This window comes from Aeromonas sp. 2HA2 (assembly GCF_029237345.1).
Taxonomy (GTDB): Bacteria; Pseudomonadota; Gammaproteobacteria; order Enterobacterales; family Aeromonadaceae; genus Aeromonas; species Aeromonas salmonicida.
Map to the genome: position 1 here is coordinate 33932 of NZ_JAACGB010000011.1, position 16395 is coordinate 50326.

18 protein-coding genes are annotated in these 16395 nt (G+C 61.3%); 13 read left to right on the forward strand and 5 right to left on the reverse strand.

Features of this window, described 5'->3' with window-relative positions; genetic code table 11:
- The first annotated feature begins 76 nt into the window (after window positions 1–76).
- Genes hemC through GWQ29_RS14710 form a run of 4 tightly spaced genes read left to right on the forward strand, consistent with a single transcriptional unit; the run spans window position 77 to window position 3957 of the window.
- Window positions 77–1006, forward strand: coding sequence for a hydroxymethylbilane synthase (gene hemC, locus GWQ29_RS14695; RefSeq protein ID WP_005316194.1), 930 nt, complete (start codon window positions 77–79; stop codon window positions 1004–1006).
- On the forward strand, window positions 1003–1737 hold the full coding sequence (locus GWQ29_RS14700; RefSeq protein ID WP_275919726.1) for a uroporphyrinogen-III synthase: 735 nt from the start codon (window positions 1003–1005) through the stop codon (window positions 1735–1737). Before hemC ends, GWQ29_RS14700 begins: the two co-directional genes overlap by 4 nt.
- The gene (locus tag GWQ29_RS14705; protein WP_275919727.1) at window positions 1734–2783 is read left to right on the forward strand and encodes a uroporphyrinogen-III C-methyltransferase; all 1050 of its coding nucleotides are present in this window, start codon (window positions 1734–1736) and stop codon (window positions 2781–2783) included. Before GWQ29_RS14700 ends, GWQ29_RS14705 begins: the two co-directional genes overlap by 4 nt.
- Before the next feature lie 10 nt (window positions 2784–2793).
- On the forward strand, window positions 2794–3957 hold the full coding sequence (locus GWQ29_RS14710) for a heme biosynthesis HemY N-terminal domain-containing protein (protein ID WP_275919728.1): 1164 nt from the start codon (window positions 2794–2796) through the stop codon (window positions 3955–3957).
- A gap of 94 nt (window positions 3958–4051) precedes the next feature.
- On the opposite strand, the gene GWQ29_RS14715 is transcribed toward GWQ29_RS14710, so the two are convergent.
- Both GWQ29_RS14715 and glpX read right to left on the reverse strand, forming a co-directional pair.
- Complete coding sequence (locus tag GWQ29_RS14715; protein WP_005316205.1) at window positions 4052–4303, reverse strand: YkgJ family cysteine cluster protein; 252 nt, start codon at window positions 4301–4303, stop codon at window positions 4052–4054.
- 152 nt (window positions 4304–4455) lie between these two features.
- Window positions 4456–5466, reverse strand: a complete 1011-nt coding sequence (gene glpX, locus GWQ29_RS14720; protein WP_005316208.1) for a class II fructose-bisphosphatase — start codon at window positions 5464–5466, stop codon at window positions 4456–4458.
- Window positions 5467–5683: 217 nt separating this feature from the next.
- Here glpX and GWQ29_RS14725 point away from each other — a divergent pair, with 217 nt between their 5' ends.
- The 7 genes from GWQ29_RS14725 to GWQ29_RS14755 all read left to right on the forward strand — a co-directional run bounded on the left by GWQ29_RS14725 (window position 5684) and on the right by GWQ29_RS14755 (window position 13202).
- A complete protein-coding gene (locus GWQ29_RS14725; protein WP_021138938.1) occupies window positions 5684–6745 on the forward strand; it encodes a porin in 1062 nt (353 codons plus the stop codon).
- A gap of 122 nt (window positions 6746–6867) precedes the next feature.
- A complete protein-coding gene (locus GWQ29_RS14730; protein WP_219598279.1) occupies window positions 6868–7755 on the forward strand; it encodes an ABC transporter substrate binding protein in 888 nt (295 codons plus the stop codon).
- 220 nt (window positions 7756–7975) lie between these two features.
- A complete protein-coding gene (locus tag GWQ29_RS14735) occupies window positions 7976–10018 on the forward strand; it encodes a TonB-dependent siderophore receptor (RefSeq protein ID WP_275919729.1) in 2043 nt (680 codons plus the stop codon).
- Between the two features lie 66 nt (window positions 10019–10084).
- Window positions 10085–10705, forward strand: a complete 621-nt coding sequence (locus GWQ29_RS14740; RefSeq protein ID WP_275919730.1) for a PepSY-associated TM helix domain-containing protein — start codon at window positions 10085–10087, stop codon at window positions 10703–10705.
- Window positions 10706–10882: 177 nt separating this feature from the next.
- Window positions 10883–11920: an acyltransferase family protein gene (locus GWQ29_RS14745; protein ID WP_275919731.1), complete on the forward strand. Its 1038-nt coding sequence runs from the start codon at window positions 10883–10885 to the stop codon at window positions 11918–11920.
- A 150-nt stretch (window positions 11921–12070) separates the two neighbouring features.
- Window positions 12071–12643: a hypothetical protein gene (locus GWQ29_RS14750; protein ID WP_005316227.1), complete on the forward strand. Its 573-nt coding sequence runs from the start codon at window positions 12071–12073 to the stop codon at window positions 12641–12643.
- A gap of 124 nt (window positions 12644–12767) precedes the next feature.
- Window positions 12768–13202: an N-acetyltransferase gene (locus tag GWQ29_RS14755; RefSeq protein WP_275919732.1), complete on the forward strand. Its 435-nt coding sequence runs from the start codon at window positions 12768–12770 to the stop codon at window positions 13200–13202.
- Here GWQ29_RS14755 and GWQ29_RS14760 read toward each other — a convergent pair.
- A complete protein-coding gene (locus GWQ29_RS14760) occupies window positions 13199–13321 on the reverse strand; it encodes a hypothetical protein (RefSeq protein ID WP_265420728.1) in 123 nt (40 codons plus the stop codon). The genes GWQ29_RS14755 and GWQ29_RS14760 overlap by 4 nt on opposite strands.
- Between GWQ29_RS14760 and GWQ29_RS14765 the strand changes: the two genes are divergently transcribed.
- Window positions 13293–13553 (forward strand): monooxygenase, encoded by a 261-nt coding sequence (locus GWQ29_RS14765; RefSeq protein WP_345893342.1) that lies wholly within the window; start codon window positions 13293–13295, stop codon window positions 13551–13553. The genes GWQ29_RS14760 and GWQ29_RS14765 overlap by 29 nt on opposite strands.
- Before the next feature lie 27 nt (window positions 13554–13580).
- Here GWQ29_RS14765 and GWQ29_RS14770 read toward each other — a convergent pair whose 3' ends face one another.
- Window positions 13581–14201, reverse strand: a complete 621-nt coding sequence (locus tag GWQ29_RS14770; protein ID WP_275919734.1) for an outer membrane beta-barrel protein — start codon at window positions 14199–14201, stop codon at window positions 13581–13583.
- A 247-nt stretch (window positions 14202–14448) separates the two neighbouring features.
- On the opposite strand from GWQ29_RS14770, the gene GWQ29_RS14775 reads away from it, so the two are divergent.
- Window positions 14449–15087 carry an exopolysaccharide biosynthesis protein gene (locus tag GWQ29_RS14775; RefSeq protein WP_219593318.1) on the forward strand — a complete coding sequence of 213 codons (639 nt, stop codon included), beginning with the start codon at window positions 14449–14451 and terminating at the stop codon, window positions 15085–15087.
- Window positions 15088–15157: 70 nt separating this feature from the next.
- Here GWQ29_RS14775 and GWQ29_RS14780 read toward each other — a convergent pair whose 3' ends face one another.
- Complete coding sequence (locus GWQ29_RS14780) at window positions 15158–16213, reverse strand: HAAAP family serine/threonine permease (protein WP_238583099.1); 1056 nt, start codon at window positions 16211–16213, stop codon at window positions 15158–15160.
- Window positions 16214–16395 lie beyond the last annotated feature (182 nt).

Sequence of the window (16395 nt, forward strand, 5' to 3'; positions counted from 1 at the left end):
TGCGGGCTGCGCCATGAAAGCCCCTGCAAAGGGTGGTAAGATCGTTTTCCTTCTAAAGATGAAACAACTGATTGATATGGCAGCCCGAACCCTGAAAATTGCCACTCGCAAGAGCCCATTGGCCCTGTGGCAGGCCAACTTCGTCAAAGACCGGCTGGAAGCCCTGTACCCCGAGTTGCAGGTCGAGCTGGTGCCCATGAGCACTCAGGGTGACAAGATCCTGGATACCCCTCTCGCCAAAGTGGGTGGCAAGGGGTTGTTCGTCAAGGAGCTGGAAACCGCCATGCTGGAGGGCCGAGCCGACATCGCCGTCCACTCCATGAAGGATGTGCCGGTGGAGTTCCCGGAAGGGCTGGGCCTGCACACCATCTGTGAGCGCGAAGATCCGCGCGATGCCTTCGTTTCCAACCGTTTCAGCCAGATAGAAGCACTGCCGCAGGGCGCCGTGGTCGGCACCTCCAGCCTGCGCCGTCAGTGTCAGCTGCGGGCCGCCCGCCCGGATCTGGTGATCCGCGACCTGCGTGGTAACGTCAATACCCGTCTCGCCAAGCTGGATGCCGGTGAATATGACGCCATCATTCTCGCCGCCGCCGGCCTGAAGCGTCTGGAGATGGCACATCGCATCACCGCCTTCATCGAGCCGGAGCAGAGCCTGCCTGCCAACGGTCAGGGGGCGGTCGGCATCGAATGCCGCCTCGACGATCACGAGCTGCACACCCTGCTGGCACCGCTGGAGCACGCCGAGACCCGGATACGGGTGCTGACCGAGCGAGCCATGAACCGCGCCCTGCAAGGGGGCTGTCAGGTCCCTATCGGCGCCTACGCTCTGGTGCAGGGGGATGAGGTCTGGTTGCGCGGTCTGGTGGGCAGCCCGGATGGCAGTCAGGTGATCCACGACGAGATCCGCGGTCCGCTGGCAGACGGTGAGGCCCTCGGCCACACCCTGGCCCAGCGTCTGCTGGCGGCCGGTGCCGACGTTATCCTGGCCGAGGTCTACCGGGCATGATACCCCTGGTGGTGCGCCCGGCCGCTCAGGCCGCCGAGCTGGTGCAACTGCTGCGCCAGCACGGCCACGCACCGCTCTGCTGTCCACTGCTTGAAACGGCAGCGGGCAGCGAACTCCCCCGCCTGCCCGAACTGCTGCCCCTGGCCGATATCGTCATCGCAGTCAGCGTGCATGCAGTTCATTTCACTCATCATTTTCTGTTGCAAACTGGTCAGACCTGGCCAAGTATTGACTACTTTGCGGTCGGCCAGGCCAGCGCGGATGCCTTCGCCGACGTCGGTATAGAGGCGAGCTGCCCTGACGATCCCCGTAGCGAAGGGCTGCTGGCCCTGCCCGCCCTGCAACAGGTGAGCGGCAAGCGGGTATTGATACTCAGAGGCAACGGGGGCCGGGATCTTATCGCCCGGACGCTGGCCTCACGCGGTGCTCTGGTGCACTATTGTGCGGCCTATGAGCGCCACTACCCCGAACTCGACGGGGACACATTGACTCGCCATTGGCAGGCAGCCGGGCTCGACAGCCTGCTCATTACCAGTGGTGAACTGTTGCAACGGCTGCTGGAGCTGGTGCCAGGCCCGCAGCAGCCCTGGCTTTATGACCGCCTCTTGGTGGTGCCCAGCCCCCGCGTGGCCGACATGGCCAAGATGGCGGGCTTTACCCATATCACGATTGCCCAGGGTGCATCCAACCAGGCCCTGACGGCCGCTCTGGAACTGAGGAAGATGGAATGACTGAACAACAAGAATCCCAGGTCAAGCCCCAGCCGACCGCCGTGGTCAATGGCGGCAAGAGCCGCTCCGGCGTTCTGCTGGGTGGTGTTGCCATACTGCTGGCCCTCGGCCTGACTGGCGGTCTCTACCTGCATGGCCACCAGAGCGCCGTGGCTCAGCAGGGGGAACTGGATCAGCTCAAGCAGCAACTGGCCGAGGCCATGAACAAGCTGGATCAGAGCAACAGCAAGGATAGCGAGCAACTGAGTGCGCTGGGCAAAACCCAGCAGCAACTGCAAGAAGAGCTCAAGGGTCTGCAGAATCGGGTGCTGGATCTCAACGACAAGCGTCCCAACGACTGGATGCTGGCCGAATCCGAATACCTGGTACGCATGGCGGGCCGCAAGTTGTGGCTGGAACATGACCTCATCTCCGCCATTACCTTGCTTGGCAATGCCGACGAGCGGATCAAGGCGCTCAACGATCCCAGCCTGATGCCCATTCGCAAGGCGCTGGCGGAAGACATAGCCCAGCTCAAGGGGATGCCGCGCATCGACCGTGAAGGATTGACTCTGAAACTGGCCGCCCTCTCTGACCAGATAGAGCTGCTGCCCCTCTCCACCGTCAGCATGCCAGAAGCCAAGACCGAGCCGGATCAAGCCGTCAGCACCAATCCGGACGAGTGGGAAAGCAACCTGAAGAAGAACTGGGTCAAGTTCACCGAGAACTTCATCACCATACGTCGCCGCGATGGCGCCGTGGAAGCCCTGCTCTCCCCGCAGCAGGAGATCTTCCTGCGCGAAAACCTCAAGACCAAGCTGCTGCAAGCCCAGCTCGCCGTCTACCGCGAGCAGCAGGCACTGTATGACGACAGCCTGGAGAAGGCACAGCGCTGGCTGACCCAGTATTTCGATATCGACAACAGCGCCACTCACTACATGCAGTCCGAGCTGGACAAGCTCAAGAGCGAGCAGATCCAGTTCACCTATCCGGATCGCTTCAAGACCCAAGCCATGCTGGAAGAGGTGCTGACCGAGCGCCTGCAACGCATTCTGGCCAGCAACTGAGGAGGGCACCATGATTCGTCTGATTGTTCTGGTGGCCGTGATGATAGCCGGGCTGATGTTTGGCCCTGAAGCATCCGGCAACAAGGGGTATGTGCTAATTGCCCTGGGTAACTACACGGTAGAGTCCTCTGTCACCAGTGCCGTGATCCTGGCTGTGCTGTTCTACGGCGCCCTGCTTGTCATCGAATGGCTGCTGGGCAGGGTATTCGGTCTGCGCCGCAAGACGCTGGGCTGGTACGGTTCGCGCCGGCGCCGCAAGGCCAACCAGCAGACGGTGGCAGCGACACTGGCCATGGCCGAAGGTCACTACAGCCAGGCCGAGAAGCTGATGCTCAAGGGCGCCAGCAACAGCGATACCCCGCTGCTCAACTATCTGAGTGCCGCCAAGGCCGCCCAGGCCCGTGGCGACGACGTACGCCGGGATCAATACCTGCAAAAAGCGCAGGAGGAGAACCCCAAGGCCGAGCTGGCACTGACCCTGACCCAGACGCAGCTGCAAATTGAGCAGGGCCAGTACGACACTGCGCTGGCCATGCTGGAATCCGTCTACGCCCTCAACCCGCGCCACCCCATGGTGCTGGATCAGCTGCGTCAGGTACATCTGGCGCGCGAGGACTGGGCGGCACTCATCGACCTGATCCCCGTGCTGCACAAGGTGGGCAAGCTGACCCCCAAACAGGAAGAAGATTTGCTGCATCGGGCCTGGACCGGTCGGCTCAAGGCTGCCAGTGACGCACTCGAAACCCTGCGCCCTGTCTGGCAGGATCTGCCCCGCAAGCTGCGCCAGGATCCGGATCTGCTGGCCGCCTACGGCGATCGCCTGCGTGAGCTCGGCGCCGACAGCGAAGCCGCCGAACTCTGGCTGGACGCGCTGCGCAAGCAGGTCTCCCCCCAGTTGCTGGCTCGTCTGCCCAAACTCAAGCTGGAGAGCTACCAGCCGGTGCTGACCCTGTTGCAGAAGATACAGGATCAACCGGGTGTCGAGGCGGCCCTGGCCCAGATCTATCTGCTGGCGGGTCAGCTGGACCAAGCCCAGCGCCTGCTGGAACAGGAAGTGGCTAAGGCACCGAGCGCCGCCATCTACCACGCCCTTGGCCAGGTAATGGACAAGCGCCGGCTCACCAACAAGGCCAACGAGTATTATCGTCAGGCCCTGGCCCTGGCCGACGTCTGACCCGGGTGCCGCTGACGGATACCACCCAAAAAGAGAGGCCGCGATTGCGGCCTCTCTTTCTTCTGATCTGCTCTGATTTTACGCCGCAGCCGGTTTATGCCGTTTGTCGCTCCAGCTCACCGATGAGCCAGATGGCCTCTTCCCGATGAAAGCCGCACACATCCTGCATGGGTCGAAAACCACCGCAAACCGCCGGCCGATCAGGCTGGTCGAAGATCTTGCAACCCAGCTGCATGTCTAGCTGTACGCAGGGCACACCGGCCGGCTTGCCGGCGGGCATACCCGGGATGGCACTGCTGATACTGGGGGCGATGCAGCAGGCACCACAACCTTGACGACATTCCATGTAACGCTTTCCTGTGCGTGGCGAACCAGTCTAGCAAAGAGCCGTGATTCCCCTTAGCCTTATCCCGGCGCTCCCTGAAATAGCGACCTCCCAGACAACAAAAAGCCCGACGGCAACAGCCGTCGGGCTTTTTCAACAGCAGCGTCAGCGCATCACAGAATGATGTCGCGCACCACGCTGTCTTTGCGCTCCAGGAAGTGGATCGACTTGATGCGGCGAATCGTCCGCGACTTGCCACGGATCAACAGAGTCTCTGTGGTCGCCATGACGCCATCGCTGGTGATACCGTCCAGCAGATCACCCTTGGTGATGCCGGTCGCCGAGAAGATGACGTTGTCATTCTTGGCCAGATCTTCCAGCTTGAGCACCTTGGTCACATCGATGCCAAGCTCCACGCAGCGAGCAATTTCCTGCTCGCCCAGCGCACGCACTTCCGGGCTGTCGCCCTTGACCTGATGACGAGGCATCAGGCGAGCCTGCATGTCACCATCCAACGCACGGATCACCGCCGCCGAGATCACCCCTTCCGGCGCGCCGCCGATGCCATACAGCATGTCGACTTCGCTGTCCGGCAGACAGGTCAGGATGGACGCTGCCACGTCGCCATCAGGGATGGCAAACACCCGCACGCCCAACCCCTGCATCTCCTTGATCGCCTTGTCGTGACGCGGCTTGGCCAGGGTGATCACGGTCAGGCGGGAGAGCGGCTTGCCCAGCGCCTTGGCCACGGCCTTGAGGTTCAGCTCGAGGGCCTGATCCAGGTCGATGGCCCCCTTGGCCTTGGGACCCACGATCAGTTTTTCCATGTACATGTCGGGCGCCTTGAGGAAGGAACCCTTGTCGCCGACCGCCAGCACAGCCAAGGCGTTGGCCTGGCCCATGGCGGTCATGCGGGTACCCTCAATAGGATCGACCGCGATATCCACGGCATCACCCAGCCCGGTCCCCACCTTCTCGCCTATGTAGAGCATGGGGGCTTCGTCGATCTCACCTTCACCGATCACAATCTCACCATCGATCTGGATCTGATTGAGGATATGGCGCATGGCCGCTACGGCCGCCCCATCGGCGATATTCTTGTCACCACGTCCGAGCCACTTGTAGCCAGCCAGTGCAGCCGCTTCCGTCACTCGGGAAAACTCGATTGCCAGTTCACGTCTCATCGCATATCCAACCTTTGGAGCTCGAAAACGGGCGGCATTCTATCACAAGGGCAAACCTTTGCGCGCAAAAGTGGCGGATGGTCACACAAATCCCGGACCGTCACCAAACTGACATCAAACCGCCATCGACACTTAACGGGATTGTCACCCCGCCGTCATTCCCCCTGCCTAGCATGGCCCCGTCTTTTAAAACAAAAGCTTGCAACAAGGGATCAAGATGAAAAAGCTGACTGTAGTGGCACTGGCTCTCACCGCGGCCTTCCAGGCCCAGGCCGTTGAAGTGTACAAAAACGACACCACGATGGTGGATTTGTATGGACGTATCTACGCTGGCCATTTCTTCGGTGACAAGAAGGAAGGGGTCGACACTGCAAACCCGAATGGCACTCATGACTACAGTGCCAAGCAGGGTGCAAACCAGTTTGTCCGCTTCGGCGCCAAGGTGGATAGCCAGATCAACAGCCAACTGAAGGCGCTGGCCCAGTACGAAGTGCAGATGTACATCAATGACAGCGAGAAGACCATCAGCGACAACTCGGACAACCTGCGGACCCGCCTGGCGTTCGCCGGTGTGGGCGCTGACTGGGGCAACATCACCTTCGGTCGCCAGAAGGGGGCCCCCGGATTCCTGGCCGACTGGACTGACGTCTCCCTCTCCGATGGCTATGGCAACGAAGCCCTCGGCGCCAAGACCGACACCTTCGCCACCAACCGCGCCGGTTCAGTGCTGAAATACTCCGGCCTGTTCAACGGCTTCCAGATAGACACCAGCTACAAGTTCGATGGCGGTGATACCGAAGAGACCACCAGCAAGGACAGCGATGCCGCCTACGGTGCCGCCGTGGCCTACACCTTCCCGTTCAATCTGGCACTGGGTACCGCCTACAACGTGGGGATCCGTGACAAGAACGGTGAAGAAGATGCCAAGCTGTGGCTCATCTCCGCCAAATACGACAACAAGGCCGTCTATGCCGCCCTGAGCTATGCCGACGGCACCGACTTCCTGGCCACCGGCACCGACCACACAGGTTGGGAAGCCGCGCTCGGTTACAACTTCGAGAACGGTTTCGGCCTGATGGCACTGTGGAACAAGCAGGAACAGGACAAGGCGGGTACCAAGAAAGACAATCTGGATTACTACACCCTCGGCGCCCAGTACAAGTTCAACAAGAACCTGCGCGTCATCGGCGAGTACCGCATCAACAACCTGGACAGCGTTGCCGGTAAAGCAACCGCCAACAAGGATGACTTCCAGCTGGCGGCACGTTACGACTTCTAAGTCGGGTTTTCAGCAAGAAAAACAACGCGCTGGCTTATGCCAGCGCATTTTTTTGTGGCCCCCTGTCAACCCGGCATCCAGCCATGATCTAGGCTCAACAGAACCATGAAGAGGAGATCACCATGCTGTTACGCCTGCTTGTCTGCTGCTGCCTGTTGCTCACCCTTCCCGTTCAGGCGCTGACCATCGCCATGGTGCTGTGGCGCGGTGAAACCGATGCCGAGCGGGGCTTTCGTGCCGAACTGATCCGACTGGGATACAACCCCACCTTTATCACCTTCAACGCCAATCAGGATCGCTCTGCTCTGGCGACACTGCTGCGCCAGCAACTGCTGCCCTCCCTCGCCCAATACGACTATATCTACAGCTTCGGGACCACGGCTACCACCATGGTCAAGAGTCTGATCGGTGAGCGCAAACCACTGATTTTCAATATAGTGTCTGACCCTGTCGGGGCAGGGATCCTGTCAGAAGATCGAAGCGACAACCCCATGGTGGCCGGCTCCAGCAACCTGGTGCCCATGGCACTCCAGCTCGCCAACGCCCGCAAACATCTGCCCAACAGCAAGGGGCTGCTGCTGCCCTTCAACCCCCGCGAGCAGAACACCTTGCTGACCGCTGAACTGCTGCTGCGTGAAGCCAAGCGCTACCAGTGGGACCTCACGACCTGGCGCATAGCACCGGACAAACGGCGGCTCACAAACGAGCTCAAGCGCCTGCAGCAGGATGCGAAACAGAGCATCGTCTTCCTTGCCGCCGACAGCTATCTGCTCTCCATCGCCCCCGAGCTGCTGGCCGCCCTCAACGAGGCGGGCATCCCCACCATCTGCAGCGCCGAGCAGTTTGTCCAACACGACTGCACCGTCAGCACCATCAGCAGCTATGACACCCTGGGACGGATGACGGCCAGCATCATCCACCGCCACTTGCAGGGCACGCCGCTGCAAGAGATACCACTGCAGACGGATCCGGCTCCGCGACTGGTGCTGGGCAAGCAACTGGCGCCATAGCACCGGACTTTTCTGCCCATACCCTCAACCCCCAACCACACGGGCCTGACGTCATGTGCGCTCCATCCGATCCCCCTGCATATTTGCATCACATCTTTATGTTGCAGAGCTAATAAAAATCAATATCATTAGCATCCTCTCAGATGAGAGAAACCAATAATTATAAATAAATCAATAAGTTCAGACCATCAGGTCGCTTCCTCAAGAGTCAACACGCAACATGTACACACCGAATCACCCACGCGCCCTGCTGGGCGTGGCTCTGCTGGCCCTGAGTGCCGGCGCCCGCGCCGAAGACGAGACCATGACGGTCGTCGGCAAACGCAGCCAGCATGAAGAGGTCGCCACCGCGACCCGCACCAACACCCCGGCCAAGCTTGTTCCCCAGGCCATCGACAGTGTCAAGGCCAGCGAACTGACCGCCTTCGGCCAACCCACCCTGAGCGAAGCCCTGACCGGCATTCCCGGGGTCAACGCCAGCGGTGACACCCGCTTCGATAGCGTCAATATCCGTGGCTTCAGTGCCAGCAATGACTTCTATCTGGACGGCTTTCGCGATGACATGCAGTACACCCGGGATCTCGGCAACATAGAGAGGGTCGAGGTGCTCAAGGGCCCGGCGGCGGTGCTGTACGGCCGTGGCAGCACGGGTGGCATCATCAACCGGGTCAGCAAGAAACCGCAGAAGGGCCAGGAGTCCAGCGTAACCGCCCTGGTGGGCAGTTTCGATACCAGGCGCGTGGCCGCCGACCTCAATGCCGAGGCGGGTGAACGGGTGCAGCTGCGCCTCAACCTGGCACAGGAAGACAAGGACAGTTTTCGCAACAACGTGACCAGCAAGCGCACCCTGCTGGCCCCCTCCGTCAACTGGGAGATCAGCGACAAGCTGAACTGGCTGGTACAGTACGAGCGCAATGCCCACGACCGCACCCCGGATCGCGGTATTCCCGGCGTCAATGGCCGTCCGGCCGACGTGCCGAAGGAATATGTCTACAGCGACACCCGCCGCGACTTTATCGACGACGTGGCGCAATCTACTCGCTCCCGCCTCTCCTGGGACATCAATGATCAGTGGCAACTGCGCCAGCAGCTGGGCTACAGCACCCTCGACAGCCAGTTCGACAACACCTATGTCACCAGCGTCAAAGGGGATCAGGTCACCCGTGCCCGCTGGCAGCAGGATCTCAAGGCCAACAGCCTGATCAGCAACACAGAGGCCGAAGGCCAGCTGCAGACCGGCCCCGTCGAGCATCGTCTGCTGATCGGGTTCGAGCAGAACTGGCAGGAGCGCACCCCCAAGCTCTACCAGAACGCCAGCCCCATCTCGGCCGGCAATCTTTACGATCCCGGCTCACTGCCCACCTATGATGGCGCCATGAAGTTATCCAGCGACGCCAACCACAAGGTGCGCGGTTACGGCCTCTATCTGCAGGATCAACTCAGCCTGGGTGACTGGCATCTGGTAGGCGGCTTGCGCCGCGACGACTTCACCGTCACCAGCCGCCGCAACGACCTCAACAAGGAAGAGACCCTTTCGGTCACCAGCCTGAGCCCACGGCTGGGGCTGGTGTGGAATCCCCTCGAGGATCACGCCTTCTACACCTCCTACAGCAAGACCTTCACGCCGGTTGGCGGGGAGCTTATCGGCATCACACCGGGGGACAAGAACAACGCTCTGGATCCCCAGAACACCCGACTGTATGAGGGGGGCGTGAAGAGCGACTGGCTGGATGGCCGCCTGGCGACCACCCTCTCTCTCTATCGGTTGGAGATGTACAACAAGCGCAGCAAGGACCCGCTGGATCCCACCAAGGTGACCCTCACCGGCCTGCAGCGCACAGATGGCATAGAGCTGAGTGCCCGCGCCCAGCTGACCGACGAGCTCTACCTGCGCGGTGGCATCGCCATTCAGGATGCCGAGCAGGTGAAGGCGGATGCGGATCTGCAGGGCAAGCGGCCGATGAACGTCTCCCGCCAGAACGGCCAGCTGTTTGCCGGCTATGAGAGCGGCCAGCAGGGTTGGTTCGGCGAAACCGGCGTGACTGCGGTAGGCGATCGCTTCGCCGACAACGCCAACACCACCACCTTGCCCGGCTATGCCCGCTTCGATGCCCGCGCCGGCTACCGCTGGCAGCAATGGGAAGCCCAGCTGAGCGCCGAGAACCTGACCGACCACGAATACTTCGTCAGCGCCACCAGTGCCTCCCAGATCCTGCCGGGCACGCCCCGTCAGCTGAATCTGAGCGCAGCCTACCGTTTCTGATCTTCCTTCCATCACAGATGACCCCTGGCCAGCGATTGCTGGCCAGATTTTTATGAAGCGCAAAATATGAAACGCAAAAAACTCCCTCTTCACAACAACAAATGGGTGCGCCGCATCCATGCCTGGGCCGGCTTTGCCACCCTCACCCTGATGCTGCTCTACGGCCTGACCGGCCTCTGGCTGCAACACAGGGCCGTGCTCCCCATTCCCGGCCCCCACACCGACAAGTCGAGCGAGGAAATAGGGCTGAATGCGCCGCTGACCAGCCCGGACGAGCTGAAAACCCTGCTGCAACAGCGCTATCCGGAGGGCTTTGAGGAGGGACGCGCCATGATCACACCGGCCCAGACCCTGCCCACCCCGATGGGCCCCCTCACACTGCCGGCCCGCTGGGAGATGCGCGGCGTCACCCTCAGCCAGAGCGTGGCGGCCAGCTATGTGGAGGGGACCCTGCTGGTTCGCACCGAATTGCAGCAGGCCAACTTCGCCGCCAGCCTGAACCGGCTGCATCGCGGCATGGGTACCGGCCTCTCCTGGCAGCTGCTCGGCGATCTGGCGGCGCTGGCCATGTTGCTGCTGGCTCTCACCAGTTTGCTGATGTGGAACAAGCTGCACGGCCCGGCCGGCAGGGGCATAGCCCTGCTGCTGACCGGCGCCGTCGCCACTGTGCTGGTCGCTCTGCTCTAGCCCATTTACCGACACCAAAGCGGGATCAGGCTCTCACGGGCGGTAACCCCGCTCGCCGCCGAAGTAACAAAGGGTAACCGGCTGCCGATGGGGGTCACACTTGTCGGCGCCGTGACTGGATGGGGGCCGCTCGCGACTGTTAGGGTGCGGCCTCGACTCCAGACGGCAGCAGGCATAATGCGCATCTCCAGCATAGAGTGCGGGCGAGTAGTGGCTATCATGGCCGTGATGACCATTCACCTCTCCCCCTTCAGCAATCCGTTCGACCCCACACTGTGGAATGACGCCCTCTACCTCTGGCTGGGGGGCGTCATCAACCAGCTGTGCCGCTTCGCGGTCCCGCTCTTCTTCCTCTGCGCCGGCTACTTCCTGCAACCAGCCCTCGTCGCAGGCAACCCCATGACGGTAGCACTGCGTTACTGCCGCCCTCTGCTGGGACTCTGGCTGGTGTGGAGCCTCATTTATCTGCTGATGCCCTTCAACCCGCTGGCGACGATTGAGCAAGGCTACCTGCCGGCCATGGCGAGTCAGTGGCAGATGCAGCTGGGGGATCCCCTCAATGCCTGGTGGGTGGGTGGCATGATCCACCTCTGGTTCCTGCCCGCCCTGATGCTGGCCGTCTTGCTGCAGGCACTGTGTCACAGGATTGGGCGGCCCCGACTTGCGTTGGTGCTCGGTGTCCTGCTCTACCTGCTGGCCTTGCTCGGCGGCTCCTATGGCCAGCCGCTGCTGGGGGGCGAGTGGGCCCTGCTGACCCGCAACGGTCCCTTCTTCTCCTCGATTTTCGTGGCGCTGGGCGCCGAGCTGCGGGCCCGTCACTGGCGGCCGGACACCCGGCGCAGCGCCCTGCTGTTGAGCGTGGGTATGGGGATCTATGCACTGGAAGCCTGGGGCTTGCTGTACTTCGCAGACGTGCCCCTCAGTCGCCACGACTTCCTGCTCGGCTCGCTCCCCTGGGGCCTGGGCCTGTTCGACCTGCTGCTGGCCAACCCAGGCTGGGGCAGGGGCAGCTGGCTGGAACGCCAGGCACCCAGGGTGCTGGGTCTCTACTGCCTGCACATGATGCTGGTGGTGTGGCTGATGATCTTTGGCCCGCAGGGGAAGTTGCTCTGGTGGGAACTTATGAAGGTACCGGCCTTGATCACCCTCTCCCTGCTCGCCTACCGGCTGCTGGCGGCAACCCCGGCCAGCCGCAGCTTGCTGCGCGCCCGTTGAGGAGGGACATGTGAGACTGAGAGGAGAGGAGGCGGGAGCTATGCCGATCCCTCCCTACTCGCGACTGAACGGGTGGTTCAATTTTTATTCATCGCCGACAGATAAACTCCGGTCTCCTTAACGCGAAACCCAACCTGGAGTCATGACCGCATGAAGTTGCTCACCAAGAAGTCATTTACCAAGCAATACGGCCTTGTCCTCGTTCTGCTCGCCGCCAGCGGCTCCCTCAGTGCCGCCGAGATCGCCAACAACAACATCACTGAAGCCGAGATCAAAGCCGCGCAGGATGCCTGGGGCAAGGCCCTGATCCAGATCAGCGACGACTACCGCACCGGCGGCATAGAGAAGGCCAAAACGACGGCCACGACAGTGCTCGACAGCGCCTACGGCTACAACAATGGCCCTGTCCTGTTCAAGCCCACCCTGGCCGGAGGCGAACAGACCTTCCGCATCAATCAGGAAGGGGCGCTGGCCTACTTCGTCGGCAACAACAAGGCCTATCCCGCCGACACCGGCTTCGCCCTCAAGAACTGGAAAAGTTACAACTACGACAACGCTGCCGTCTATATCAACGGCGACATGGCCCTGACCATGGGCAAGGTTCACCTGACAGACAGGGACAACAAGGAGACCACGGTCGACAAGACCTGGGGCTTCAAGAAGGGGGATGACGGCAAGGTCCGCATAGTGTTGCACCACTCTTCCCTCCCCTACGCCGGTTAAGCGGCAAAGGCGACCTGCGGGTCGCCTTTTTGTTATGAGGGTGGCACTTTGGCCACCCACAAGGTGACGGCGAGACTGGCGCTGTTACCATGCTCCTTTTGTGACGAATCCAGACGAGACACCCATGCAGATCCGCCCCTTCACTCCGTCCGACATGGAGGCCGTCCTCGCCATCTGGCTGGAGGCCTCCCTGCAGGCGCACCACTTCATCGACCCGGCCTACTGGCACGCCAACCTGGCGCCGATGCGGGAGCACTACCTGCCCGCCGCCGACTCTTATGTGCTCTGGCAAGATGGCACTGCGCTGGGTTTTTATTCCCTGTATGAAGAGACCCTGGCCGCCATCTTCGTAGCACCGACGCAGCAGGGGCGCGGCTATGGCAAGGCTCTGCTGGCCCACGCCAAACAACAGCGGCCAGCGCTGCGCCTGCAGGTGTACCAGCAAAATCGTGCCAGCTGCGACTTCTATCTCGCTCAGGGCTTCCAGATAGAGGCCGAACAGCAGGATCCCCACACCCATTGCGCCGAATGGGTAATGGCCTGGTCGGCGGAAGACTAACGCCGTTCGATGGCGGCTGAGAGTGGCTCGCTCGCCGGGCCATCCCAGGCCCGTACCAAGAGGTCACAGTGGCTCAGCGCGAAGTCGTGCATCTGCTGGAGCAGGGGCAGCAGCGCCATGCCGCTGGCCAAGTCCATCACCCGGGAGCCTGGCTTTATCTCCAAGATCTGGACCGAGAACCCGCGCACCGGCGAGGCGGGTGGCATCTATCTGTTCGAGGATGAGGCAAGCGCTCTCGCCTACGCCAAGATGCACGAGCAGCGGGTGCTCGCCATGGGCGCCAGCGCTGTGCAGTACAAGCTGTTCGACGTCAACGAGCCCCTTAGCCGGATCACCCGCGGCATTGTCTGACACTGCACTCCACAGCGCTGACAGGCATCAAAACCTCAGGGTCAGACCGATATTGGCCTGCCACTGGGTCACCAGCTCGCCGCGCACCTTGAATACGCAGTCGTCCGGGTTGCAGAGGAACTGGCTGTTGTCGTTGACCAGGGTGCCGTAGCCGCGCACCTCGGCCCGCAGCGCCAGATGCTCGGTCAGGCGTGGCTGCACCCCGAGCGCCAGCGACATGGAAGGAGCCAGCTCGCTGTCGTAGGCGGCGAAGCGCGTCGCCCCTATGCCGGCGCCTATGTAGGGAGCCATCAGGTTGTCCGACAGGGTGAGGGCTCCGGCGAAGTGCAGGGTATCCACCGTCAGCCGCTCCGACTGATCCGGGGAGAGGCGGGTGGATTGGTGGCTGTAGAGCAGCTCTATCATACCGGGGTCATCCACCTCCTTGCTGATGAACAGGCCCCAGCTGCCGGAACTATCCCCCTGCAATGACTCCAGCTTGGTTGAGACAGGCACGGGTTGGGGGTCATCGTTCGCTTCGAAGTCGATGGACGAGCTGTAGCCGAAAAACGGCGTCACCTGCCAGCCAAGTCCTGCCTCGCCGTCGGCGCTCCATGCCTGCCCCAGTGGCAGCAAGAGCCACATCATCATGATCCCCGCTCGTTTCATCACAGTTCCTCTGCTTGTGCACCAGTGCCCACCAAGCATATCAGAGCCCCCTGACCCCCATCCTAAACCAGGCCTGTATCAACCCATTTTCGCAGGGAGGATCACACTCAGCTGCCGCAACCATATCCCGCTACCACGCCACTCATCGCCGCCGCCGTTATTCATCGGTGATTAACCTCTACCACGTATGCTGGCGCGCAACCGGGTCATGGTGACCCGACTCCACTCATCAGAAGGAAACTCGGGAATGGTTGCCGCGCAACTCAAGGACCCACAACACAAGCTCTCCGACACATTGCGGGCAACCGCCCACGCCATAGAGGAGAGCCATATCAGCCTGCGTCAGATGCTGGCCCTGGTGGGTGAACAGGGCATGCTGCTGTTTTGCGTACTGCTCACTGTGCCCTTCCTGCTGCCGGTTTCCATCCCTGGCGTCAGCACCCCGTTTGGCCTGCTGATCCTGTTTATCGGTATCGGCATCACCCTCAACCGTGTGCCCTGGCTGCCCGCCATCCTGATGGAACGCCGCTTCGCCGCCGATCAGCTAAAGCCGACCCTGCACAAGGGCGCTGACTTGCTGGCCCGCATCGATCGCTTCATTCGCCCGCGCCTCCTGCTGCTGACCGGCAGCAGTACCATCAACCGCTGCAACGGCCTCTTGCTCATGCTGGCCGCCCTGTTGCTGATGCTGCCGCTGGGGGCCATCCCCTTCACCAACGCCATGCCCGCCTGGGCCATTCTGCTGCTGGCCATCGGCATGCTGCAGCGAGACGGCCTGTTCGTCGCCAGCGGTTACCTGCTGGTCAGCGCCACCCTGGTCTGGTTCAGCGCCCTGGCCATAGGCCTGCTGATGGCGGGGCAGAGCGTCTCGACCCTGCTGGGCTGACCCGTCTCACGCAGACGAAAAAGGGGCGACCAGGTGGTCGCCCCTTTTGTTTCATGCGGCATGCAGGCCGTCAGATCAGGTCATAGATCAGCGCAGAGATGGCGAGCAGACCCACCACCATCACGAACAGTGTGCTCGCGCCGCGATAACCCTTGAGCGCCGGCAGACGATAGATGGCGTAGGCGGGCAGCAGGAACAGGATCACCGCTATCAGGGGGCCGCTCACCTTCTCTATGATATTCAGCACATTGGGGTTCAGATAGGTGATGACACCGGTCACCACGAACAGGATGACGGATGAGACCCTGGCTATGGTGACCTCCCGGAGGGAGAGCCCCAGTCCCCGGCAAGCGCCGCTCACCATGCTCACAGTCCCCTCGTTCACCCCCATTGAAGTGCCGAGGAAGGATTTGGACATGGCCAGAATGGCAATGAGCGGACCCACATAGGCGATAAGCGGATTGGAAAATTTGTTCGCCAGCGCCGACAGCACGGAAATATTGTCGGTACGAGCCAGCGCCATTTCCGCCTGACTCAGGCTCATCACACAGCTGATGACAAAAAACAGCACGCTGCCGCAGATCAGCAGGCTGCTCCACTTGATGATGCGCTGGCTGCGCATATGGGCGCTCACATGGCAGCGCTTTTTCTGGGCGGCGGTAAAGGAGGAGATAATGGGCGCATGGCTGAATGAAAACACCATCACTGGCACTATCAGCCAGAGGGATTTCCAGACGGCGGGATCACGCCAATCCACGGCCTGACTCTCGGTGAAATAGGAGAGGCTCCACTGGGGCAACAGGTAGAAAGAGATACCCAGCAGGAAGGCGATCATCGGCAGCGCCAGCACACTGATGGCAGAGACCACCACCTGTTTGCCGGTCAGCAAGATCAGGTGCAACCCCAGCATCACCGCCAGCACCAGCCAGCCACGGCTGACCATTGCGCCGCCCATCTGATGCACCATAAAGCTCTCGATGGCATTGGTGATGGAGATGCTGTAGACCAGAATGATGGGGTAGAAGGCCATCAGATAGACCAGCATCAGCAGCTTGCCTGCCCTGGGGCCAAAATGTTCCTCCACCACATGAGTAATATCCCCTTCCCGATGGGAACTGGATAACACGAAGCGACTCAAGGCTCGGTGGGAATAATAAGAGAGCGGAAATGCTGCCAATAAAATAAACAGCAGTATGATCGGAGCATTACTGCCGACTGTAATGGGGAGAAAAAGGGTTCCGGCACCGACGGCTGTGGCATATAAGCCCATAGTCCATACCGAGTCACTTCTCTCCCATTTCAACTTTG

What these genes read in the sequence shown, in the direction of transcription:
- hemC (WP_005316194.1), top strand. Translation starts at nt 77, where the DNA reads ATGGCAGCCCGAACCCTGAAAATTGCCACTCGCAAGAGCCCATTGGCC.
- GWQ29_RS14700 (WP_275919726.1), top strand. Translation starts at nt 1,003, where the DNA reads ATGATACCCCTGGTGGTGCGCCCGGCCGCTCAGGCCGCCGAGCTGGTG.
- GWQ29_RS14705 (WP_275919727.1), top strand. Translation starts at nt 1,734, where the DNA reads ATGACTGAACAACAAGAATCCCAGGTCAAGCCCCAGCCGACCGCCGTG.
- GWQ29_RS14710 (WP_275919728.1), top strand. Translation starts at nt 2,794, where the DNA reads ATGATTCGTCTGATTGTTCTGGTGGCCGTGATGATAGCCGGGCTGATG.
- GWQ29_RS14715 (WP_005316205.1), bottom strand. Translation starts at nt 4,303, where the DNA reads ATGGAATGTCGTCAAGGTTGTGGTGCCTGCTGCATCGCCCCCAGTATC.
- glpX (WP_005316208.1), bottom strand. Translation starts at nt 5,466, where the DNA reads ATGAGACGTGAACTGGCAATCGAGTTTTCCCGAGTGACGGAAGCGGCT.
- GWQ29_RS14725 (WP_021138938.1), top strand. Translation starts at nt 5,684, where the DNA reads ATGAAAAAGCTGACTGTAGTGGCACTGGCTCTCACCGCGGCCTTCCAG.
- GWQ29_RS14730 (WP_219598279.1), top strand. Translation starts at nt 6,868, where the DNA reads ATGCTGTTACGCCTGCTTGTCTGCTGCTGCCTGTTGCTCACCCTTCCC.
- GWQ29_RS14735 (WP_275919729.1), top strand. Translation starts at nt 7,976, where the DNA reads ATGTACACACCGAATCACCCACGCGCCCTGCTGGGCGTGGCTCTGCTG.
- GWQ29_RS14740 (WP_275919730.1), top strand. Translation starts at nt 10,085, where the DNA reads ATGAAACGCAAAAAACTCCCTCTTCACAACAACAAATGGGTGCGCCGC.
- GWQ29_RS14745 (WP_275919731.1), top strand. Translation starts at nt 10,883, where the DNA reads ATGCGCATCTCCAGCATAGAGTGCGGGCGAGTAGTGGCTATCATGGCC.
- GWQ29_RS14750 (WP_005316227.1), top strand. Translation starts at nt 12,071, where the DNA reads ATGAAGTTGCTCACCAAGAAGTCATTTACCAAGCAATACGGCCTTGTC.
- GWQ29_RS14755 (WP_275919732.1), top strand. Translation starts at nt 12,768, where the DNA reads ATGCAGATCCGCCCCTTCACTCCGTCCGACATGGAGGCCGTCCTCGCC.
- GWQ29_RS14760 (WP_265420728.1), bottom strand. Translation starts at nt 13,321, where the DNA reads ATGGCGCTGCTGCCCCTGCTCCAGCAGATGCACGACTTCGCGCTGAGC.
- GWQ29_RS14770 (WP_275919734.1), bottom strand. Translation starts at nt 14,201, where the DNA reads ATGAAACGAGCGGGGATCATGATGATGTGGCTCTTGCTGCCACTGGGG.
- GWQ29_RS14775 (WP_219593318.1), top strand. Translation starts at nt 14,449, where the DNA reads ATGGTTGCCGCGCAACTCAAGGACCCACAACACAAGCTCTCCGACACA.